Source organism: Xanthomonas maliensis (assembly GCF_009192945.1).
Taxonomy (GTDB): Bacteria; Pseudomonadota; Gammaproteobacteria; order Xanthomonadales; family Xanthomonadaceae; genus Xanthomonas; species Xanthomonas maliensis.
This window is the reverse complement of record NZ_NSET01000011.1, coordinates 15,417-36,137: the sequence shown is the minus strand read 5'-3', so window position 1 is coordinate 36,137 and position 20,721 is coordinate 15,417. Positions and strand designations below refer to the sequence as shown.

Annotated in this window: 17 protein-coding genes and 2 pseudogenes; 13 read left to right on the top strand and 6 right to left on the bottom strand. The window is 65.9% G+C overall.

Annotated features, from left to right (window positions below; all coding sequences use genetic code 11):
* Nucleotides 1-60 precede the first annotated feature (60 nt).
* The gene (locus tag CKY51_RS03235; RefSeq protein ID WP_022972390.1) at nucleotides 61-1,398 is read right to left on the bottom strand and encodes an Nramp family divalent metal transporter; all 1,338 of its coding nucleotides are present in this window, start codon (nucleotides 1,396-1,398) and stop codon (nucleotides 61-63) included.
* A 147-nt stretch (nucleotides 1,399-1,545) separates the two neighbouring features.
* On the opposite strand from CKY51_RS03235, the gene mntR reads away from it, so the two are divergent.
* The 3 genes from mntR (at nucleotide 1,546) to orn (ending at nucleotide 3,180) form a co-directional block, all read left to right on the top strand.
* Complete coding sequence (mntR, locus tag CKY51_RS03230) at nucleotides 1,546-2,013, top strand: manganese-binding transcriptional regulator MntR (RefSeq protein WP_022972391.1); 468 nt, start codon at nucleotides 1,546-1,548, stop codon at nucleotides 2,011-2,013.
* On the top strand, nucleotides 2,010-2,525 hold the full coding sequence (tadA, locus tag CKY51_RS03225) for a tRNA adenosine(34) deaminase TadA (protein ID WP_022972392.1): 516 nt from the start codon (nucleotides 2,010-2,012) through the stop codon (nucleotides 2,523-2,525). The genes mntR and tadA overlap by 4 nt, the downstream gene beginning before the upstream one ends.
* A gap of 70 nt (nucleotides 2,526-2,595) precedes the next feature.
* Nucleotides 2,596-3,180, top strand: coding sequence for an oligoribonuclease (gene orn, locus CKY51_RS03220; protein ID WP_152248878.1), 585 nt, complete (start codon nucleotides 2,596-2,598; stop codon nucleotides 3,178-3,180).
* 155 nt (nucleotides 3,181-3,335) lie between these two features.
* Here the strand turns inward: orn and CKY51_RS03215 are convergent, their stop codons facing one another.
* Both CKY51_RS03215 and ppsA read right to left on the bottom strand, forming a co-directional pair.
* A complete protein-coding gene (locus CKY51_RS03215; protein ID WP_170292286.1) occupies nucleotides 3,336-4,292 on the bottom strand; it encodes a mechanosensitive ion channel family protein in 957 nt (318 codons plus the stop codon).
* The gene (gene ppsA / locus CKY51_RS03210; RefSeq protein ID WP_152248877.1) at nucleotides 4,292-6,670 is read right to left on the bottom strand and encodes a phosphoenolpyruvate synthase; all 2,379 of its coding nucleotides are present in this window, start codon (nucleotides 6,668-6,670) and stop codon (nucleotides 4,292-4,294) included. The genes CKY51_RS03215 and ppsA overlap by 1 nt, the downstream gene beginning before the upstream one ends.
* 142 nt (nucleotides 6,671-6,812) lie before the next feature.
* Between ppsA and ppsR the strand changes: the two genes are divergently transcribed.
* The 3 genes from ppsR (at nucleotide 6,813) to CKY51_RS03195 (ending at nucleotide 8,822) form a co-directional block, all read left to right on the top strand.
* Complete coding sequence (gene ppsR / locus CKY51_RS03205; RefSeq protein WP_031339803.1) at nucleotides 6,813-7,634, top strand: posphoenolpyruvate synthetase regulatory kinase/phosphorylase PpsR; 822 nt, start codon at nucleotides 6,813-6,815, stop codon at nucleotides 7,632-7,634.
* Between the two features lie 127 nt (nucleotides 7,635-7,761).
* Nucleotides 7,762-8,271 carry a DUF1249 domain-containing protein gene (locus CKY51_RS03200; protein ID WP_022972397.1) on the top strand — a complete coding sequence of 170 codons (510 nt, stop codon included), beginning with the start codon at nucleotides 7,762-7,764 and terminating at the stop codon, nucleotides 8,269-8,271.
* 62 nt (nucleotides 8,272-8,333) lie between these two features.
* Complete coding sequence (locus tag CKY51_RS03195) at nucleotides 8,334-8,822, top strand: NUDIX hydrolase (RefSeq protein WP_022972398.1); 489 nt, start codon at nucleotides 8,334-8,336, stop codon at nucleotides 8,820-8,822.
* Between the two features lie 150 nt (nucleotides 8,823-8,972).
* Here CKY51_RS03195 and CKY51_RS03190 read toward each other — a convergent pair whose 3' ends face one another.
* Entirely contained in the window at nucleotides 8,973-9,731 is a 759-nt protein-coding gene (locus CKY51_RS03190) for a 3-hydroxybutyrate dehydrogenase (protein WP_022972399.1), read from the bottom strand.
* Nucleotides 9,732-9,858: 127 nt separating this feature from the next.
* Between CKY51_RS03190 and CKY51_RS03185 the strand changes: the two genes are divergently transcribed.
* The 5 genes and pseudogenes from CKY51_RS03185 to CKY51_RS03165 all read left to right on the top strand — a co-directional run bounded on the left by CKY51_RS03185 (nucleotide 9,859) and on the right by CKY51_RS03165 (nucleotide 13,467).
* Entirely contained in the window at nucleotides 9,859-10,473 is a 615-nt protein-coding gene (locus tag CKY51_RS03185) for a CDP-alcohol phosphatidyltransferase family protein (RefSeq protein WP_022972400.1), read from the top strand.
* Between the two features lie 58 nt (nucleotides 10,474-10,531).
* Nucleotides 10,532-11,581: pseudogene (phaE, locus tag CKY51_RS03180) on the top strand (class III poly(R)-hydroxyalkanoic acid synthase subunit PhaE); the annotation flags it as partial.
* Nucleotides 11,582-11,595: 14 nt separating this feature from the next.
* Nucleotides 11,596-12,672: a class III poly(R)-hydroxyalkanoic acid synthase subunit PhaC gene (locus CKY51_RS03175; protein WP_152248875.1), complete on the top strand. Its 1,077-nt coding sequence runs from the start codon at nucleotides 11,596-11,598 to the stop codon at nucleotides 12,670-12,672.
* 112 nt (nucleotides 12,673-12,784) lie between these two features.
* A complete protein-coding gene (locus CKY51_RS03170) occupies nucleotides 12,785-12,982 on the top strand; it encodes a PspC domain-containing protein (protein ID WP_022971763.1) in 198 nt (65 codons plus the stop codon).
* A 26-nt stretch (nucleotides 12,983-13,008) separates the two neighbouring features.
* On the top strand, nucleotides 13,009-13,467 hold the full coding sequence (locus tag CKY51_RS03165; RefSeq protein WP_022971762.1) for a hypothetical protein: 459 nt from the start codon (nucleotides 13,009-13,011) through the stop codon (nucleotides 13,465-13,467).
* Here the strand turns inward: CKY51_RS03165 and CKY51_RS03160 are convergent.
* The gene (locus tag CKY51_RS03160) at nucleotides 13,425-14,636 is read right to left on the bottom strand and encodes an NAD(P)/FAD-dependent oxidoreductase (protein ID WP_022971761.1); all 1,212 of its coding nucleotides are present in this window, start codon (nucleotides 14,634-14,636) and stop codon (nucleotides 13,425-13,427) included. The genes CKY51_RS03165 and CKY51_RS03160 overlap by 43 nt on opposite strands.
* Nucleotides 14,637-14,826: 190 nt before the next feature.
* Here CKY51_RS03160 and CKY51_RS03155 point away from each other — a divergent pair, with 190 nt between their 5' ends.
* Together CKY51_RS03155 and CKY51_RS03150 are read left to right on the top strand one after the other, a co-directional pair.
* A complete protein-coding gene (locus CKY51_RS03155; protein WP_022971760.1) occupies nucleotides 14,827-15,054 on the top strand; it encodes a hypothetical protein in 228 nt (75 codons plus the stop codon).
* A 98-nt stretch (nucleotides 15,055-15,152) separates the two neighbouring features.
* Complete coding sequence (locus CKY51_RS03150) at nucleotides 15,153-17,507, top strand: Tex family protein (protein WP_152248874.1); 2,355 nt, start codon at nucleotides 15,153-15,155, stop codon at nucleotides 17,505-17,507.
* Between the two features lie 35 nt (nucleotides 17,508-17,542).
* Here CKY51_RS03150 and CKY51_RS03145 read toward each other — a convergent pair.
* A pseudogene (locus tag CKY51_RS03145) lies at nucleotides 17,543-20,527 on the bottom strand (PAS domain S-box protein); the annotation flags it as partial.
* Between the last annotated feature and the right edge of the window lie 194 nt (nucleotides 20,528-20,721).

The following is a 20,721-nucleotide window of genomic DNA, read 5'->3' as shown; positions in this document are numbered from 1 at the left end:
TGGTCGGCCTGCAGGCGGTGCGTTGCCTCGGCGGCATGCGCTACCGGCGCAGGACGGATGTCAGCTCAGCGCGGTGTCCCATAGCAGTTTGAGGTTCAGCACCACGATCAACGCGGCGATGCCCCAGGCCAGCCGTACCAGCCACGGTGGCGCCACCAATGCACCCATCAAACGCCGGTCGGCAGTGAACTGCACCAGCGGGATCACGGCGAACGGCAACTGCATCGACAGCACCACCTGGCTCAGGACCAGCAGCCGCGCAGTGCCGGCATCGCCATACCACCAGGTCACCGCGATCACCGGCACGATGGCGATGCCACGCGTCAGCAGCCGTCGCACCCACGGCCGCAGTCGCAGCCGCAGAAAGCCTTCCATGACGATTTGTCCGGCCAGGGTCGCAGTGATCGTGGAGTTGATGCCGGAGGCCAGCAACGCCACCGCGAACAAGGTCGAGGCCAGCCCAGCTCCCAGCATCGGCGCCAGCAAGGCATGCGCCTGCTCGATGTCCTGCACATCGGTACGGCCCTGCGCATGGAACACTGCCGCGGCCAGGATCAGGATCGCCGCGTTGATGCCCAGCGCGAACATCAACGCCACCGTGCTGTCGGTGACCGCCCAGCGCAGTGCCGAGCGACGTCCGCTGTCGGTGCGGGGATACGCACGCGTCTGCACGATCGAGGAGTGCAGATACAGATTGTGCGGCATCACCGTCGCGCCGATGATGCCGATTGCCAGGTAGAGGGCATGCGGATCGGTCACCACCTGGGTGCGCGGCACGAAACCGGCCAACAGGGTGGCGATCGGTGGCGCAGCCATGGCGATCTGGATGGCGAAACAACCGAAGATCACCAGCAACAAGGCGATCACGAAGGCTTCCAGTGCGCGGAAGCCGCGGTCCATCAGCATCAGCACCAGCACCACGTCCAAGGCGGTGATCAACGCGCCCCACAGCAATGGAAGGCCGAACAGCAATTTCAACGCGATCGCAGTGCCGATGACCTCGGCCAGGTCGCAGGCGATGATCGCCAGTTCGCACAACCCCCATAGCGCCAGGTTGAGGCCGGGGCGGTAGCGTGCACGGCAGGCCTGCGCCAGATCCAGGCCGGTGGCGATCCCCAGCCGTGCCGACAGGCTCTGCAGCACGATCGCCATCAGATTGGACAACAGGATCACCGACAACAGCAGATAGCCGAACTGCGCACCGCCGGCCAGATCGGTCGCCCAGTTGCCGGGGTCCATATAGCCCACCGACACCATATAGCCGGGACCCAGGAACGCCAGCAGCCGCGGCCACCAGTGGCCGCCGTTGGGGACGGCGATGCAGGCGTGGTGATCGCCCAGGCCGGCGTGGCCGGGGGGGCGCGAGGCTGGATCGGATGGGGAGGCGCGGAGGTCCATAGGACGGAGCACTCGGGGGATGGATCGCATGATATAGCAATTGCTATGCTGTTGAGCATTGGCAAACTCAATCGTAATGATCGACGTGGTGCTTCACACTAGGCAACGCGGCAGTGAGGCCGAGCGCGAGCCAGAGGACAGACCAGGGTGGGTAAGAACGAAAAGGTGGAGGCGGCCGCGCCGGTCCTGATCGATGCGCAGGTGCATGTGGAGAGCTTTCGGCAGGTGCGTGAGGCCCGCCGCGCCGAACTGGTCGAGGACTACGTCGAGTTGATTTCCGACTTGTTGGTGGACGGCGGCGAAGCCCGCCAGGTCGACATCGCCGCCCGACTGGGCGTGGCGCAACCGACCGTGGCCAAGATGCTCAAGCGCCTGGTGCGCGACGGTTGGGTCGTGCAGCGGCCATATCGCGGGGTGTTCCTGACCCCGGCCGGCGAGGCACTGGCCGCCGCCAGTCGGCTGCGCCACCAGTTGGTCGAGCGTTTCTTGCTCGCGCTGGGCGTGGACGAAGCCACTGCACGGCGTGACGCCGAGGGCATCGAGCACCATGTGAGCGAAGCCACGCTGGCAGCGTTTGCCGCCTTCCTCGAGCGCCAGGAGGGCGCGATGCCATGAGCGCACCGCAGGCCTCGACGATGGCGACGCCACAGGCGCAGGTCGACCTGCAGTGGATGCAGCACGCGGTGCGATTGGCCGAGCGTGCCGAGCACGACTATGACGAAATCCCGGTCGGTGCCGTGCTGGTGGACGCGCAGGGCGAGGTCATCGGCGAGGGCTGGAACTACAACATCGCCAGCCACGATCCCAGCGCGCATGCCGAGATCATGGCGCTGCGCGAAGGCGGGCGCCGCCTGCGCAACCATCGTTTGCTGGGGTGCACGCTGTACGTGACCCTGGAGCCATGCGCGATGTGTGCCATGGCGATGGTGCACGCGCGCGTTGCCCGGGTCGTGTTCGCGGCCAGCGATCCCAAGACCGGTGCCTGCGGCAGCGTCTTCGACCTGCTGGCCGATCCACGGCACAATCATCGGGTCGAGGTCGCCGGGGGCGTCCTGGCCGACGTGGCGGGGCGAATGCTGACCAATTACTTCCGCGCCAAGCGCGGCAAGCCACCGCGCGTATCGTGAGCGTCACGGCCGCGGTATCATGCGCGCCCTTTCAGTAGCGGCCGACGACGGCCTTCCACAGGACGGTGACATGGCAGACAACTCCGCAGGCAATGACCGACTGATCTGGATCGATCTGGAGATGACCGGCCTGGACCCCGACCGCGACTCCATCATCGAGATCGCCACCATCGTCACCGATGCGCAGTTGAACGTGCTTGCCGAGGGTCCTGAGCTGGCCATTTCCCATCCGTTGGAGACGCTCGAAGCGATGGACGAGTGGAATCGCAACCAGCACCGCCGCTCGGGACTGTGGCAGCGCGTGCTCGACAGCGAGGTTTCGCATGCACAGGCCGAGGCGCAGACGGTGGCCTTCCTGACAGCCTGGATCAAGGCCGGGGCCTCGCCGATGTGCGGCAATTCGATCTGCCAGGACCGGCGCTTCCTGCACCGGCAGATGCCGCGGCTGGAGCGCTATTTCCACTACCGCAATCTGGACGTGTCCACGCTCAAGGAACTGGCCCGACGCTGGGCGCCGGGGGTGGTGGCAGGAGTGGCCAAAAGTTCGGCGCATACCGCGCTCAGCGACGTCCGCGATTCGATCGACGAACTGCGCCACTACCGGCAGTTCATGGGGGCACTGGGCGGCGATCCCGAGGCGGGCGTGCCGGCCTGAGCCGGGCAGGCTCGGGATCGCACGGTGCCCGCGCATCGTGCCGTGGAGCCGGGGTGATCGATGGGGTCGGGTGCGATGGGGTCGGGTGATGGGCTTCCAGCGTAGCGGCTTGCGATGCAGCCGATCGCGAGCGTCGTGCTCGCTGCCGGCCAGCTTCACCGAGCCAGCGGTGGCCCCTGGCTCAGGTCGCCGTCGTCGACCACGCTCTTGCGCAATAGATCGGCGATCGGCTTGCCGTCGGCATCGTGGTGATAGACGTGCAGATCGCGCTGCGGATAAGGGATATTGAGTCCGTTCTGCAGCAACTGGTTGCGGATCTGTTCCAGCACGCTGCTCTTGGCGGCACCGAAGTTGGCATTGGCCGCGTAGGCGAACAACATCAGATCCACTGCACTCTCGCCCAGGTTGGTGACCTGGACGAAAGGCGCAGGGGACTCCAGTACATTGGGATTGTCCTTGGCGATCTGCAGCAATAACTGCTGTGCCTTCTTCAGGTCATCGCCGTAGCCCACGCCCACGGTGACCTCCAGGCGGCGGTTGGGCAGGGTGCTGTAATTGACGATCGGTGCGGTGGTGATCGTGCTGTTGGGCAGCGTCACCATGCGTTCGTCGAAGGTGCGCAGGCGGGTCTGAAAAATGCGGATCTCATCGACCACGCCTTCCTGTCCAGCCACCACCACATGGTCGCCATCGCGCATCGGTCGCAGCACGATCAACATCACGCCGGCGGCGATATTGGACAGCGAATCCTTCAGCGCCAGACCCACCGCCAGGCCGGCGGCGCCCAATACCGCAATCAGCGACGTCGGCGGCACGCCGATCTTGCTCAATGCGGTCACAAAGACCAACACCAGCAACAACGCGTAGGACACGTTGCGCAGGAAATTGGTCAGTGTGGTCTCGATGCGCGCGCGCGTGAGCGCGCGGTGCAGCCACTGGCTGAGCTGCTTGGCCAGCCACATGCCGACCACCAGGATGACCAGGGCAACACCCCAATTGAGCGCGTATTGCGCCCAATCGAGGTGAGCCCAACTGAATGCCTGCGCCTTGGCGGCAGGGTGGGGGGCCGCTGCCGCGCCCGTTGCCGCCGCCATCACGCCAGGCAGGGCCATCAGCCTTCGCTCTTGAGCTTGGCCAGGCGCAGCCAGGTATCGACGACAGTGTCCGGATTCAACGACACCGACTCGATGCCTTCCTGCATCAACCACTCGGCCAGTTCCGGATGGTCGGACGGCCCCTGGCCGCAGATGCCGACATACTTGCCCTTGGCGCGTGCCGATTTGATCGCCATGGACAGCAGCTTCTTGACCGCCAGGTTCCGCTCATCGAACAGGTGGGCGACGATCGACGAGTCGCGGTCCAGGCCCAGGGTCAGCTGGGTCAGGTCGTTGGAGCCGATCGAGAAGCCGTCGAAGATTTCCAGGAACTCATCGGCCAGCAGCGCGTTGGACGGCAGCTCGCACATCATGATGATCTTCAGACCGTTCTCGCCTTGCTTGAGCCCGTTCTGCTCCAGCACTTCGATCACCTTGCGGCCTTCCTCCAGCGTGCGCACGAACGGGATCATGACCCACAGGTTGTCCAGCCCCATCTCGTTGCGCACCTTCAGCACTGCCTTGCATTCCAGCGCAAAGGCCTTGGTGAAGGACGGGTCGACGTAGCGGCTGGCGCCACGGAAGCCGATCATCGGATTCTCTTCGTGCGGCTCGTAGCGCGGCCCGCCGATCAGGTTGGCATACTCGTTGGACTTAAAGTCCGACAGGCGCACGATCACCGTATTCGGCGCGACCGACGCGGTCAGCGTGGCGATGCCTTCGGCCAGGCGGTTGACGTAGAAGCTGACCGGGTCGCCATAGCCAGCGATCTTGGCGTCTATCTTCTTGCGGACGTCGGCATCCTGCTTGTCGTATTCCAGCAAGGCATTGGGATGCACGCCGATATGCGAGGCGATGATCATCTCCAGGCGCGCCAGGCCGATGCCGGCGTTGGGCAGCTGACCGAAGTCGAACGCACGCTCCGGGTTGGCGACGTTCATCATGATCTTCAGCGGCGCCGGCGGCATGTTGCCCAGATCGGTCGTGGTGCGCTCGAACGCCAGTTTGCCTTCGTAGATGAAGCCGGTGTCGCCCTCGGCACAGCTGACGGTGACTTCCTGGCCGTCCTCGATCACGGTGGTCGCATTACCCGAGCCGACCACGGCAGGCACACCGAGCTCACGCGCGATGATGGCGGCGTGGCAGGTACGTCCACCGCGATTGGTGACGATCGCCGAGGCGCGCTTCATCACCGGTTCCCAGTCCGGGTCGGTCATGTCGGCGATCAATACATCGCCAGGCTGTACACGATTCATGTCGTCCAACGAACGCACCACGCGCGCCACGCCGCTGCCGATCTTGGCACCGACGGCGCGACCTTCGGCCAGCACCTTGGCGTCCTTGGCTTCCAGCGCAAAGCGCTCGATCTGGGTGGCATGGCTGCGCGACTTCACTGTCTCCGGGCGTGCCTGCACGATGAACAGCTTGCCGCTGACACCGTCCTTGGCCCACTCGATATCCATCGGGCGGCCGTAGTGCTTTTCGATCACCAGCGCCTGCTTGGACAGTTCCTGCACGTCTTCGTCGCTGATCGAGAAGGTCTTGCGCAGGTCGTCTGGGGTGTCCTCGGTGCGCACGCGCTCGCCGGGCACATCCGAATAGACCATGCGGATCGCCTTGCTGCCGAGCGAGCGGCGCAGGATCGCCGGCTTGCCGGCGGTCAGCGTGGGCTTGTAGACGTAAAACTCGTCCGGATTGACCGCGCCTTGTACCACCATCTCGCCCAGGCCGAAGCTGGACGTCACGAACACCACATCGCGGAAGCCGGACTCGGTGTCCAGGGTGAACAGCACGCCCGACGAGCCGACGCCCGAGCGCACCATCAGCTGCACGCCGGCCGACAGGAACACGTCCTCGTGCTTGAAGCCGTGGTGGACGCGATAGGCGATGGCACGATCGTTGTACAGGCTGGCGAAGACTTCCTTGACCTTGTGCACGACATCGTCGGCACCGGTGACATTGAGGAACGTTTCCTGCTGGCCGGCGAAGGATGCATCCGGCAGATCTTCGGCGGTGGCCGAGGAGCGCACCGCTACGGCAACCTCGCCACCGCCGTTGTCGGCGCATAGCGTGGCGTAGGCGCTGCGGATGTCGCGATCCAGCTCCGGCTGCAACGGCGCGTCGGTGACCCAGCCGCGGATCTCCTTGCCGGCAACCGTCAGTGCGCCCACGTCTTCCACATCCAAGGTCTGCAGCTTGTCGAAGATGCGCTTGGACAGATCGTTATGGGCGATGAAGTTCTTGAATGCTTGGGCGGTGGTTGCATAGCCACCGGGTACAGACACGCCGAGTCCCGCCAGATTGCCAATCATCTCGCCAAGTGAGGAGTTCTTACCGCCCACGCGGGCCAGATCGGCCAGGCGCAGCTCATGCAACCACAGGATATTCTCGTTCAAGCGCGATGCTCCGTTTGGCCATCGCCCGAGGCGGGCTGATGGCCGCGTCCGTAGGAAGAAGTCGCTATGATGCAGCGCACAGCGGAGCCTGCACAAGCATGAACATGCAAGTTCTGTACGCGAGTTCAAAGAGGTGGAGCTGATGTCAACGATTCGACCGGTGTTCTACGTGTCCGATGGAACCGGTATCACCGCTGAAACCATTGGACATAGCTTGCTTACGCAGTTCAGCGGATTCAACTTCGTCACCGATCGGATGGCGTTCATCGACGACGCCGACAAGGCGCGCGACGCTGCGCTGCGCATTCGTGCGGCCGGCGAGCGTTACCAGGTGCGGCCGGTGGTGGTCAACTCCTGTGTCGATCCGCAACTGAGCATGCTGCTGGCCGAAAGCGGCGCGCTGATGCTGGATGTGTTCGCGCCTTTCATCGAGCCGCTGGAGCGCGAGCTCAATGCGCCGCGCCATTCGCGCGTGGGGCGTGCGCACGGCATGGTGGACTTCGAAACCTATCATCGCCGTATCAATGCGATGAACTTTGCGCTCAGTCACGATGACGGCATCGCCATCAACTACGACGAGGCCGACGTCATCCTGGTAGCGGTTTCAAGAGCGGGCAAGACCCCGACCTGCATCTATCTGGCCCTGCATTACGGCATCCGCGCCGCCAACTATCCGTTGACAGACGAGGATCTGGAGAGCGAACGCCTGCCGCCGCGGCTACGCAACTACCGCAGCAAATTGTTCGGGCTGACCATCGACCCGGAGCGTTTGCAGCAGATTCGCCAGGAACGTCGCGCCAACTCGCGCTACAGCGCGCCGGAAACCTGTCGTCGCGAGGTGGCCATCGCCGAGCGGATGTTCCAGACCGAGCGGATTCCCACCCTCAGCACCACGCATACCTCGATCGAGGAAATCTCCAGCAAGGTGCTGTCCACGCTGGGGCTGCAGCGCGAGATGTTCTGACGGCGTCGCGCCCCGCCCGAGCATCGTACCGCCTGGCGCGGAGCGGCGGGTCGTCTTGCAAGGTAGGCCTGGAGCGGGCAGGGCGTCAATGCTGCCCGTGCGGCGGCGCAGCGTGTAGGATCGGGGCATGGCGCACGCATTGAGCAAACTCGAACGCATTCCCCGGCTTAGTCGCTTCGGCTGGTTGATGGGGCTGTATGCGGAAAACTTTCAGCATCTGAACCGGTTATTCGCACCGGCCGACCTGGCACCTGGCTCCTACCTCTCCGCGATCGGCGATGGCCTGGACCTGCGGCTGGATGTGATCGAATGCCACCGCTATACGGTCGAACTGCGTTTGACCTATGACCTGTGCGATCCGGTGACCGGTGAACCGGACCCATCCGCTTATGTCCGCCTTTACCGCGACGCGCGCCAGGCCGAGACGACCCATTGTTACGTGGGGCGGCGCTGGCAGGACGTCATGGGGATGTTCCCGCCACCTGCCGAGCTCATCAGTCACCGCATGCGGATGAATACCTTCCTGGGCAAGTGGCTGGAGTACCTGGCAGAGCGCGGCCATGGCGTGGCCACCTTGCGGCTGGACCGCACCGACGTGGTGCCTCCGCGCGCCAGTCCACGCGCCGCGGTCGGCTGAGCGTCACCCACCCGTACGCCCACGCGTTGCGGCATACTGCCGCGCTTTGCGCCAGATTCGTCATGCCCTATACCCCGATCGTCGCCACCCTTGGCTATCTGCTGTCCGCCGATGGCACCCAGGTCCTGATGGTCCACCGCAATGCGCGGCCGGGCGACCACCATCTGGGGAAGTACAACGGACTGGGCGGCAAGCTCGAGGCGGACGAGGATGTGCTGGCCTGCATGCAGCGCGAGATCCGCGAAGAGGCGGGAGTGGAATGCGGAAAGATGGAGTTGCGCGGCACCATCAGCTGGCCTGGCTTTGGCAAGCATGGCGAGGACTGGATGGGGTTCGTCTTCCTGATCCGCAGCTTCCAGGGCCAACCGCTGACCCACAATGTCGAGGGCAGCCTGGAGTGGGTCGCCATCGACGCCTTGGACCAGTTGCCGATGTGGGAGGGCGATCGCCACTTCCTGCCGCTGGTCTTCGATGGCGATCCGCGGACGTTCCACGGCGTCATGCCTTACCGCGATGGCCGTCTGCAGTCGTGGAACTACTCACGCGTCTAGCGCGGGCGTTCGTGCAGGCTCTAGTTGGGCGCGCGAGACGTGCAGTTCTCCACAAGAACTGTGGATCAAAGCTCAGTAAGGCTGTGGACAACCCGCCAACGTCCTTGCGATAGAACGCACTCCATTGGCGTGATGAATATTTCACCAGGCCTACTGCGCGGTCCAGCCGCCGTCGATCGCCAGAGCCTGGCCGGTGATGTTGCGGGCTGCTGGCGACATCAGAAACGTGAGCGTCCCGGCCAACTCGTCGATGCCGATGAACACCCCCTTGGGCATTGGCTTCAGCATCACTTCCCGGACCACGGCCTCCTCCGACAAGCCGCGCAGCCTCGCCTGGTCGGCGATCTGCTTGTCCACAAGCGGGGTACGGACGTAGCTGGGGCAGAGCGTATTGACGGTGATATCGCAGTCGGCGGTCTCCAGCGCCAGCACCTTGGCCAGCCCGGTCAGGCCATGCTTGGCAGCCACGTAGGCACTCTTGTAGGGGCTGGCGACCAGCGAGTGGATGCTGCCGATGTTGACGATGCGGCCGTAGCCGGCTGCACGCATGCCTGGCAGCAGCGCGCGGCTCAGGCGCGCCGCACCGGTCAGCATCACATCCACTAGCAGCGCCCAGCGCTGCATCGGGAATTCTTCCAGCGGCGCGACCTGCTGCAGGCCGGCGTTGTTGACCAACACCTGTGGCGGGCGCGCCAGTCCGGCCAACGCCGCCGCGATGCCGGCGTCGTCGGTCACGTCCAGGGCCAACGCCTCGGCACTACCGCCGGCGTCACGCACCTGGGCGGCGGTCTGTCCGGCCGCCGCCAGGTCCATGTCGCTGGCGATCACATGGTGGCCGGCGGCGGCCAACGCGCTGGCCAGGCCAGCGCCAATGCCGCTGCCAGCGCCAGTGATCAGAATGCTATGCATCGCAGCTCCTTCAAGATGGGGCGCCGGATGGCGCCATCGGTCACGAGCGTAGCCGAGCTTGCCGCCCAGGTCGCCTGGATGATGTGTTGCAGGCTACCCTTTGCTCCTGAATCTTCTTGGGCACTGCATGAAACGCCACTTCTCGATGCTGCGCGACTTTCAACTGGCGGACTGGTTCACACTGGCCAATGCGTTCTGCGGCACCGGGGCGATCTTCGCGGCGATGCGCTTTCTGCAGGAGGGGCACCGCGGCGACCTATTGCTGGGCATGGCGCTGATTCCGCTGGCCTTCGTCTTCGATGCGCTGGATGGCCATGTGGCACGCTGGCGCAAGGCGTCCTCCACCCTGGGGCGCGAGCTCGACTCGCTGGCCGACGTGATCTCGTTCGGGGTGGCGCCGGCCGCATTGGGCTATGCCTGTGGCATGCAGGGCGGTTGGGACTGGCTGGTGCTGAGCTATTTCGTCTGCTGTGGGGTGAGCCGGCTGGCGCGCTACAACGTCACGGCCGAAGAGATCGCCGGCTCTGCCGACAAGGTGCCGTATTTCGAGGGTACGCCGATTCCAACCAGCCTGCTGCTGGTCATCCTGCTGGCGGTCGCGGCCAGTGTGGGCCGGATCGGCGAAGCGCTGTGGTGGGGGCAGTGGCAGCTGGGCCCCTGGCAGTTGCATCCGCTGGTGCTGGTGTTTGCGGTCTCCGGCTCGCTGATGATCAGCAAGACCCTGCGTATTCCCAAACCTTGAGCGCGTCGCGCGGGCGACGCGGTAGGATGACTGCAGTGAGCAGGCAACGGGGCGCGCGATGACCAGCAAGACGCCGGACAACGGCAACTTCGAGGACCTGGCCCGGCAGTACTGGAGCGCGTGGGGTGACGCCCTGCGTCAAGGCCAGGCGGCCGCGGCCGGCACCACATCGACGGCCGGTGCCACGGCCACTGCGTCGCCGGCGGGCGACGCAACGCCAGGATGGCGCCAGGCGGTGGACTGGTGGTCGCAACTGTTGCCGGCCCAGGCCGCGCCGCAGACGCAGGACGCCGTGGGGCGTTTCCGCGACCAGGCGGGCGACTGGTTCGGCACCATGCAGCAGGTGGCAGCGCAGTTCGCCGGCCGCGATACGTCCGCCAATGAGGTGGCCGACGCCTGGCGCCGCGCGGTGCAGGGGCAGGGCGAGCAGTGGTTGCACATGACCATGGGCGCGATGCGCGGCGCCAGCGGCGTCGGCTTCGATCCCTGGTTGCAGCAGGCGGCCCAGAGTCTGGAGCGCTGGCAGCAGGAGCATGCGCCCTGGCTGCAGATGCCTGCTTTCGGCCTGCACCGCAACCAGCAGACGCGCTGGCAGGCGCTGGCACGCGCGCAACAGGAGTACCAAGTGCAGGCGCAGGCCTATCTCGACCAGCTCAAGGCGGCCATCGAGCAAGCCTTTGCCGGGTTTGAGGCCAAGCTCGCCGCGCACGAGGGCAGCGGAAGCCAGTTGACCAGCGCACGTGCCTTGTTCGATCTGTGGATCGAGGCGGCCGAGGAAGCCTATGCGCAGGTGGCGCTGTCCGAGCAGTTCCGCGAAGTCTACGCCCGTTTCGCCAATGCCCACATGCGGCTGCGCTCAGCCTTGCAGCAGGAAATGGAGCAGCTATGCGAGCGCTTCGGCCTGCCGACCCGTGCAGAAATGGATGCCGCCCATCGCCGCATCACCGAACTGGAACGTGCGATGCGGCGGATGCTGCAGGCCGGTCGCCCGCAGCCGTCCGCCGCCGCTCGGCCGCAGCCAGCGGCAGACCCGCCAGGCCGGAGCGCCGATGCAGGCGCGACGGCGCGCAAGCCGTCCGCCGGCGCCTCGCGCGCGCGCCGCCCGGGGCGTGGGTCGCAACCATGAAGGGTCCGCTGGGATTCAGCGCCGAGGATTTGTTGCAGGAGACCTTGTCCATGCAGCGCAAGCTGCGCGAAGGATTGTCGCTGCTGCCCGGACTGGACGAGGTGGACTACGGCGTTACCGCCCGCGAGGAAGTGTGGCGCGACGGCAAGGTCGTGCTGTATCGCTTCATTGGCGAGCAGGCACCGGTGGCGCGCACGCCGCTGCTGATCGTCTACGCACTGGTCAACCGCCCTTATATGGTCGACCTGCAGGCCGACCGGTCGCTGGTCAAGGGCTTGCTGGCGCTGGGCCAGGACGTCTACGTACTGGACTGGGGCTATCCGGACCGCTCCGAGCGCTATCTCACGCTGGAAGATTATCTATTGCGCTTCATCGACGGCGCGGTGGATCACCTGCGTGCGCAGTCGGGGCAGGAGGCGATCGACGTTCTCGGCATCTGCCAGGGCGGCACATTCTCGCTGTGCTATGGCGCCTTGCAACGTCCCAAGCTGCGCAACCTGATCACCATGGTCACGCCGGTCGATTTCCACACGCCGGACAACATGCTGTCCAACTGGGCCCGGTTGGTTGACGTGGACCTGTTCGTCGACACCCTGGGCAACGTGCCGGCGGATCTGATGAATGCCAGCTACCTGATGCTCAAGCCATTCCGGCTCAATCTGCAGAAGTACGTGGGCTTGCTGGACATCCTCGACGACAAGCAGGCGCTGGAGGACTTCCTGCGCATGGAGAAATGGATCTTCGATTCGCCGGATCTGGCCGGCGAGGCTTTCCGCGAGTTCGTCAAGCAGTTCTACCAGCGCAATGGGCTGGTCACCGGCGAGATCGTCATCGCGGGGCAGGCGATCGATCTGCGGGCGCTGGATCTGCCGATTCTCAACATCTACGCCGAGCAGGATCATCTGGTGCCGCCGGATGCCTCGCGTGCGCTACGCGGCCTGGTCGGTAGCGACGATTACAGCGAATTGAGCTTCCGTGGCGGGCATATCGGCATCTACGTCTCCGGCCGTGCGCAGCGCGAGGTGCCCTCGGCGATCCACCACTGGCTGCAGGCACGCGACACGGAGGCTTGAGCAATCAGCGCGGCGCCCGCTCCGTGCCGCTGGCGGCCACCCTGTGCGAACCGCTCACCTCAACGTACATCACACGCTCTAGACTGTGCGCCATGCTTCCTGGAGATTGGCCATGTCCACCACCGTGCTTTCCCGTTCGCTCAACGACCGCATGATCGCCGGCGTCATGGGCGGCATCGCGCACCGGTTCGGCTGGAGCTCCACGCTGCTACGCATCCTGTTCGTGATCGTGTCGCTCGCCTCGGCCGCCTTCCCGGGCATCCTGGTCTACCTGATCCTGTGGCTACTGATTCCAAACCAGGCCGACTGAGCGCACGACGCGCTGCGCGCTCGGTCTTGCTGGTCACCGGCGCTGTGTGGACCTTGCCCAATACCGCGCTGGGAGCCTTGCTGGGCCTGATCGGCAGTTGCGCTGGTACGCGTCCGCGCTGGTCGCCGGACGAGTTGGCGGTGGTCTTCGATGACTGGCCGTGGGGGCCGGGAGGGGCGATGACGCTCGGCAACGTGATCCTGCTCAAGGGGGCTTCGCTTGACCTGCGCTGCGCCACCTATGCGCACGCTGCCGGACGCTGTCGTCACCCCGATGTCCGCCTGGGCGACCACGAGCGCGCGCACGTCTACCAATACATGCTGCTCGGTCCGCTGTTCCTGCCGTTGTACCTGCTGTGCGGTGGCATCCACGTGCGCAATCCGCTGGAGCGCGCCGCCGATGTCTATGCGATGCAGGGCCGCGGCTGGTGGCCGTGGTGGCCTCAGGCCTGGCGCTCGAAGCCGAACAGGGCGGCAAGTGGGTGATTGCTGCCCTCGATCGCTGCGCGCACCAGCCCCGCGCCGATGGCGCTGTAGGTGATGCCATTGCCGCCGTAGGCCATCGCGAAATGCACGCGAGACCCATGCTCGCGATGAGCGCCGAAAAACGGTAGCCCGTCGGCCGTCTCGGCGAAAGTGCCAGCCCAGGAGAACACCGGCCGCAGACGCATGTCGGGCATGGCGGTGTGGATCTTCGTCAGCAGCCGACGCATCTTGCTTTGCACACGTGCATTGCGGCGGGCGGGGATGTCCACGTTGTCGTCCTCGCCGCCAGCGACGACGCGGCGGTCGGGCGTGCTGCGCAGGTAGAGGTAGGGACGGGCGGTCTCCCACATCATGGTGTGGCGGAGGGCGCCCATGTCGCTGTCGTGCAGCGGGTCGGTGACAAACGCGTAGCTGCTGCGATTGCGCGCCACGCGCTGCGACAGCCACTGCTGGTTGCCATACCCGGCCGCCATCACCACGTGTTGCGCGTGAACCGTGCAGCCGTCGCTGGTGCGTAGCGTGACGTGGCCATCGCTGGCCTGCAGGTCGGCGACCGTGGTGCGGTCGTAGATGCGCGCACCGTATTGTTCGCACTCGGCGAACAGGCGATAGCACAGCCGGTAAGGATCCACGCTGGCAGCCAGTTCGCTGAGGATGGCGCCGTCGGCACGGACACCGTAGTCGTGCCAGAGCGCCTGTCGCTCCAACCAATGCACCGGCAGGGCATGCGCCTGTCGAACCTGCAGCTCCTGACGAAGCTCGCCCACATCGCGTCTGCGACTGGCGTAGTACAGGCTGTCCTGGCGGGTGAAGTCGCAGCCGCCCAAGGTGTCGCAGAGATCCTGCAAGTCCACGATCGCCTGCGCGCAGGCCCCATAGGCCAACGCAGCGGCGGGCATGCCATAACGTCGTGCCAGCGTCACCATCGGCGTGTCGATTTCGTACTGCAGCAATGCGGTGCTGGCGGAGGTGCTGCCCCAGCCGATCTCACGCTGCTCGATCACCACCACCTCGTGGCCATGGCGCAGCAACTCGTGCGCGATCAGCGCCGCGGTGACGCCACCGCCGATGATCGCGACTTCGCAGCGGACGTCTTGCTCCAGGCGCGGATAGGGGCGCATCAAGCCGTTGCGGATCGACCAGAACGGATAACCACTTTTGAGATCCATGCCACGCCTGGGAAAGTTCGGTGACGCTGGATTGAACGGCCTGGCGGGGTGAAGCGGTCGTGAGGCGCCCCTGGCCTGACGCGGTCACCAAACCGCAAACAGCTGGGGTTAACGTGCGTGCAAGGGCTCCTCACGGTGACCCGCGTAAGCTCGCGCCGTCAACGCAACAACTGCAAGAAGAAGGTGAGGTATGTCGATTGTCCTGTACGTCGGTGGTAGCAAGGATGGCGATAAGGGCGTCGTGCCGTATGGCTTCAGCAAGTCCCGCACCATGACCGCGAGTGGCCCGGAAATCTATGTCGAGCGCATGGTGCCGCTCAAGAACGTTGGCAAGATCCGCGTGATGGCATTGGAATCGCTGCAGGAGAGCCTGCTGGCCGAGCGTGCCGAACGCCACTATGCCCATCAGCTGAGCTGACGACACCCAGGTTCGCGGCGACCTGTCAACGGGTTTCCGCGGCCGCCGCGCACTGCGAAAATGGCGTTTTCCAGTGAAGCGGTCACGGCCGCGCCGCCATGCACGACAGCCAGCTTGCCCAACAGATCGCCCGCACCATTGCCGACGAGATCGGCGCCCAACCCGCGCAAGTGCGTGCTGCAGTCGGCCTTCTCGACGAGGGCGCGAGCGTCCCGTTCATTGCCCGCTACCGCAAGGAAGTGACCGGCGGCCTGGACGATACCCAGCTGCGCAATCTCGAGACGCGCCTGACCTATCTGCGCGAGCTGGAGGAGCGACGCGCCGCGGTGCTGGCCAGCATTGCCGAGCAAGGCAAGCTGAGCGACGCATTGCGCGACGAGATCGCCGCGGCCGACACCAAGTCGCGCCTGGAAGATCTGTATCTGCCTTATAAACCCAAGCGCCGCACGCGCGCGCAGATCGCCCGCGAGGCGGGGCTGGAGCCGCTGGCCGATGGCCTGCTGGCCGATCCGACCCAAGCGCCCGAAACGGCTGCGGCCGCCTACGTCGATGCGGACAAGGGGGTGGCCGATGGCAAGGCAGCCCTGGAAGGTGCGCGCGCCATCCTGATGGAGCGCTGGGGCGAAGACGCAGCACTGGTCGGTGAGTTGCGCGGCTGGCTGGCCGAGCACGGGGTGATCCGTGCCCGCGTGGCCGATGGCAAGCAGGAAGCGGGCGCCAAGTACCGCGACTATTTCGAACATGCCGAGTCTCTGGCGAAGATTCCCTCGCACCGGTTGCTGGCATTGTTCCGCGCCCGCCGCGAAGAAATCCTCTATCTGGACCTGGATCCGGGCAGCGACGCCGAAGCGGGGCACCAATACGCCGAAGGGCGGGTTGCGCGCAGTGCCGGCGTCGCCGATCAGGGCCGGCCCGCCGACCGCTGGCTGCTGGATGCCTGCCGGCTGACCTGGCGCGCCAAACTGCACATGCACTTGTTGCTGGACCTGTTCAACCAGGCGCGCGAGAAGGCCGAAGCCGAGGCGATCGCGGTGTTTGGCGACAACCTCAAGGATCTGCTGCTGGCGGCCCCGGCCGGGCCGAAGACCGTGCTCGGTCTGGATCCTGGCATCCGCACCGGCTGCAAGATCGCCGTGGTCGACGCCACCGGCAAACTGGTGGCGACCGAGACGATCTATCCGCACGAACCCAAGCGGCAGTGGGAGCAGTCGCTGCAGACGTTGAAGAAGCTGTGCATGCAGCACAACGTCGAGTTGATCGCCATCGGCAATGGCACCGCCAGCCGTGAGACCGACAAGCTGGCCGGCGAAGCGATGGCGCTGTGTGGCAATGCGCGCTTGCAGAAGATCGTGGTCAGCGAAGCCGGCGCCTCGGTCTATTCGGCGTCTGAATTCGCCGCCAAGGAATTTCCCAACCTGGATGTCTCGCTGCGCGGTGCGGTCTCGATCGCGCGCCGGCTGCAGGATCCGCTGGCCGAGTTGGTCAAGATCGAGCCGAAGGCAATCGGCGTGGGCCAGTACCAGCACGATGTCGATCAATACCGGCTGGCCAAGGCGCTGGACGCCAGGGTGGAGGATTGCGTCAATGCGGTCGGCGTCTACGTCAACACCGCTTCTGCCGCGCTGCTGTCGCGCGTATCGGGTCTGTCGAGCACGGTGGCGGAGAATATCGTGCGCTATCGCGACGATAACGGCCCGTTCAAACGCCGCCAGGAGCTGTTGAAGGTGCCGCGTCTGGGCGACAAGACGTTCGAGCAATGCGCCGGTTTCCTGCGGATCGCCGATGGCGAGCAGCCGCTGGACGTGTCGGCGGTGCACCCGGAGGCCTACCCGGTGGTCGAGCGCATCGTGAGGAGTACCGGCAAGCCGATCAAGGCGTTGCTCGGTGATGGCAGCTTGCTGCGCAGTCTCAAGCCGGAGCTGTTCACCGACGAGCAGTTCGGCGTACCGACCGTGCGCGACATCCTCAAGGAGCTGGAAAAGCCAGGTCGCGATCCGCGCCCGGAATTCAAGGCGGCGCAGTTTGCCGAGGGCGTGGAGGACATCAAGGACCTCAAGCCCGGCATGGTGCTGGAAGGCGTGGTGAGCAACGTCGCCGCGTTCGGCGCGTTTGTCGATATCGGCGTGCATCAGGACGGCCTGGTGCATATTTCTGCGCTGGCCGACACCTTCGTCAAGGATCCGCGCGACGTGGTCAAGGCGGGGGACATCGTCAAGGTCAAGGTGCTGGAAGTGGATGTGGCGCGCAAGCGCATCGCGCTCACGCGGCGTCTGTCCGATAGCCCGCCACCGGCCGATGCAACGGCTGGACAGCGCGAGTCGCGCGGCGGCGCGCCGGCCGGACGTCGCGATGGCGCCGGGCGCGGTGCGGGGGCGGCCGCCAAGCCGCGTCCCAGCACACCGCCGGCCAACAATGCCTTGGCGGAGGCATTCGCCCGCGCCAAGCGCGGCTGACTCCCGCCGCGGCCCGCCGATGGGCGGGCCGCACGTCAGGCGACCGGTGTGGGGTCCGGCGCGCGTGGACGCTGCAGCAGTTGCTCGATCAGATCGACCAGGGCAGGCGGCTCGACCGGCTTGCCCAAGTGCGCATCGAACCCGGCCAGCAGCGCGCGATCGCGGTCTTCCATGCGCACGTAGGCGGTCAGGGCAATTGCCGGGATCTCTGTCGGCAGGTGAGGGCCGCCGCCTCGCACGCTCCGAATCAGGTCGTAGCCATCGCGCACCGGCATGGCGATGTCGCTGACCAGCACATCGAATGTCGCATCGACCAGGCAGCTTTCTGCTGCTTCCACCGAGCTGGCCGGTTCCACCTGCGCGCCGGCTTCCGCCAGGAAGTACATCACCGCTTCGCGCGAGTCCTGGTCGTCGTCGACCAGCAGCAGCCGGATGCCGTCCAGGCGGCCGCGGCAATCGTCCGGCACTGGAGCGGGCAGGGACGTGTTTGCGCTCGGCCGTTGGTCGCTGACGCCATGCTGGAACGGCAGCACGATGGTGAACGCCGCACCACGCCCTTCGCCGTCGCTGGACGCCCCCAGGCTACCGCCATGCAGGTCGACCAACTGCCGTGAGATCGACAAGCCCAGGCCCAGGCCTCCGACCCGACGCGTGGTTCCTGCATCGGCCTGGCGAAAGCGATCGAATACGTGCGGCAGGAACTGCGGCGCGATGCCGATGCCGGTGTCCTGCACGCGCACGCGCAAACGGCTGTCCTCCACTTCCAGCGCCACCTGTACAGCGCCGCCGGGTGCGGTGAACTTGAGGGCATTGCTGATCAGGTTGGTCAGCACCTGTTGCAGGCGGCCAGGATCGCCGAAGAACAGCAGGCTGGCGTCGGCAGGCGCATCCAGTTCCAGCGCGATCTCGCGCGCCTGTGCGGTCGGTTGCATCAGGTCCAGTGTGCTGCGGATCAGTGCGGCGATATCGAAGTGCTCCGGTTGCAGGCGAACCTTGCCGGACAGGATCGCGCTCATGTCCAGCAGGTCTTCGATGATCTGCGACTGCGCGCGCGCGCTGCGCTCGATGACGACCAGCCCGCGCTGCAGTTTGGTCGGCTCCAGCCCCGCCGACTGCAGCAGCCGCGACCAGCCGGTAATGGCATTGAGCGGCGTTCTCAGTTCATGACTCAGCGTGGCCAGGAACTCGTCCTTGACCCGATTGGCATGCTCGGCCTGGCTGCGGGCGGCAGTCTCCGCCTGCAGCGATTGTTTCAGCCGGCTGTCCACCCGGGTGCGCTCGATGACGATCCCGGCCAAGTGCGAGGCCGAGCGGGCCATGGCCTGCTCGCGCGATGAGGGCCGGTGTGGACCGTCGTAATAGATGTTGAGGGTGCCGAGCACGCTGCCGTTGCTGTCCAGGATCGGGGTGACGCAACACGCGGCGATGCCGATGGAGAGGGCCAGCGCGTTGTGGTGGCCGCCATCGGGATCCCGCGCCAGGTCCTCGCAGATCACCTGCTGCGCGCTGTGGGCCGCGCGTGCATACGCCGGCCCGTCCGGGCCCACCGCCACGCCGGCCAGCTCGCCGAATACGTCCTCCGGCAGGCGCGGCGCCGCACCCAATTGCAGGCTGCCGTTGTCGTCGTCCCGCAGCATCACCGCGCAACGCAGCGGCCGCTCGCCGCGCGCCTCCACGCTGAGCGCAATCGCATCCAGCACCACCGGCAGCGGTGCGCCGGTGGTGATCAGACTGAGGATGGCGCGGTCGGCGGCGGTGGCGTCCTCGATGTGCTTGCGCTCGGAGATATCGGTGAGCGAGCCGATGTGGCCGAGGAAATGGCCGTCGCTGCTGAAGTGCGGAGACGCGGTGTCGATACACCAGCGGTACTGGCCATCGTAGCGGCGGACGCGGTACTCGGCCACGAACTCGCCGCGCTGTGCCAACGAGTGGGCAAATGCCTGCTGTACCCGGTCCAGATCGTCCGGATGCATCACATCCCACCAACCCTGCACCAGCGCCTGGTCTTCGCCCTGGCCGGTGAAGGCATACCAGCGCGGATTCCAATAGACGCAATTGCCGTCGGCATCAGACATCCAGATCATCGCCGGCACGGTTTCGCACAGGGCACGGAAACGTGCCTCGCTGTCGCGCAGGCGATGTTCGAAGCTGCGGCGGTCGTGGATATCGGTACAACTACCGATCCACTCGCTGATGCTCCCGCTGTCCTCGCGCACCGGCAGCGCGCGCATCAGGTGCCAGCGGCGCTGCCCGTCGTGGCGCAGCAACTCGCATTCAACTTCGTAGGCCTGCTCGCCGGCCAACGCCTGCGCCCAGGCCTGCGTGGACAGACGCAGACCATCGGCGGTGTGTGCCTGCACCCAGGCGCTATCGGCGGCGTGTTGCCGGTCCAAGCCGGTGTACTCGTACCACCGTCGGTTGAAATACTGTGGCTGCCCGCGCGCATCGGCGATGAAGATGATCTGCGGCACGGTGTCGGCCAGTCGCCGCAAGCGCTCTTCGCTGGCAGTCAGCTGGCGCTGAGCACTGGCGCGTTGCATCGATTCCCAGCAGCGCGCCGCGACCAGCCGCACCAGTTCGATCTCGCTGGACGACCAGTGGCGGGGCGTGCGCTGGTGCACGCCGATTGCCGCCACCAGTCGACCGTGCTTGTGCAGCGGGATCGCCAACGATGCACGCAGGCCCAGGCGCTGGTAGTGGTCGACGACATAGTCCGGCGCGTCCGTCCCCAGTGCATCGGTGGTGAACCACGGGCGGTTGCTCAGCAACGCATCGCGCAGGCCTTGCGCGGCCTCGAGCGGAAAGCTGCCTTGCAGACTCGGCATATCACGGACGTGGTCGCTGACCACGTGCATCATCTCGTTGGCCGCGTCTGGAAGTGCGAATGCGCAACGGTTTACCTGCAGGTGCTCGCCGAGCAGGCGCACGCTGATGTCGACGATCTGGCCTGGGTCGGACACGTGCTGCAATGCATCCTCCAGCGTCAGCAGGAAGCTGTCGCGACTCTGCCAGCGCCGCTGCGATGCCCGATCGATGCCGTGCAGCAGGATCATGTCGATCTGGCCGGCGTCGTTGCGGATCGGCTGATAGAGGAAGTCCACCGCAGTGGGCTCCACCGCACCGGCGGCCACCGGTTGCAAGGTGGCCGTCATCGCGCCACCGATGACGGGCACGCCTTGGCGACGCACGTCGTCGAGCAAGGCGGCATCGCCGC

Excerpts from the sequence above, each read along its gene's own strand:
- CKY51_RS03235 (WP_022972390.1), bottom strand. The coding sequence starts at position 1,398 with ATGGACCTCCGCGCCTCCCCATCCGATCCAGCCTCGCGCCCCCCCGGC.
- tadA (WP_022972392.1), top strand. The coding sequence starts at position 2,010 with ATGAGCGCACCGCAGGCCTCGACGATGGCGACGCCACAGGCGCAGGTC.
- orn (WP_152248878.1), top strand. The coding sequence starts at position 2,596 with ATGGCAGACAACTCCGCAGGCAATGACCGACTGATCTGGATCGATCTG.
- CKY51_RS03215 (WP_170292286.1), bottom strand. The coding sequence starts at position 4,292 with ATGGCCCTGCCTGGCGTGATGGCGGCGGCAACGGGCGCGGCAGCGGCC.
- ppsR (WP_031339803.1), top strand. The coding sequence starts at position 6,813 with ATGTCAACGATTCGACCGGTGTTCTACGTGTCCGATGGAACCGGTATC.
- CKY51_RS03200 (WP_022972397.1), top strand. The coding sequence starts at position 7,762 with ATGGCGCACGCATTGAGCAAACTCGAACGCATTCCCCGGCTTAGTCGC.
- CKY51_RS03195 (WP_022972398.1), top strand. The coding sequence starts at position 8,334 with ATGCCCTATACCCCGATCGTCGCCACCCTTGGCTATCTGCTGTCCGCC.
- CKY51_RS03190 (WP_022972399.1), bottom strand. The coding sequence starts at position 9,731 with ATGCATAGCATTCTGATCACTGGCGCTGGCAGCGGCATTGGCGCTGGC.
- CKY51_RS03185 (WP_022972400.1), top strand. The coding sequence starts at position 9,859 with ATGAAACGCCACTTCTCGATGCTGCGCGACTTTCAACTGGCGGACTGG.
- CKY51_RS03175 (WP_152248875.1), top strand. The coding sequence starts at position 11,596 with ATGAAGGGTCCGCTGGGATTCAGCGCCGAGGATTTGTTGCAGGAGACC.
- CKY51_RS03170 (WP_022971763.1), top strand. The coding sequence starts at position 12,785 with ATGTCCACCACCGTGCTTTCCCGTTCGCTCAACGACCGCATGATCGCC.
- CKY51_RS03160 (WP_022971761.1), bottom strand. The coding sequence starts at position 14,636 with ATGGATCTCAAAAGTGGTTATCCGTTCTGGTCGATCCGCAACGGCTTG.
- CKY51_RS03155 (WP_022971760.1), top strand. The coding sequence starts at position 14,827 with ATGTCGATTGTCCTGTACGTCGGTGGTAGCAAGGATGGCGATAAGGGC.
- CKY51_RS03150 (WP_152248874.1), top strand. The coding sequence starts at position 15,153 with ATGCACGACAGCCAGCTTGCCCAACAGATCGCCCGCACCATTGCCGAC.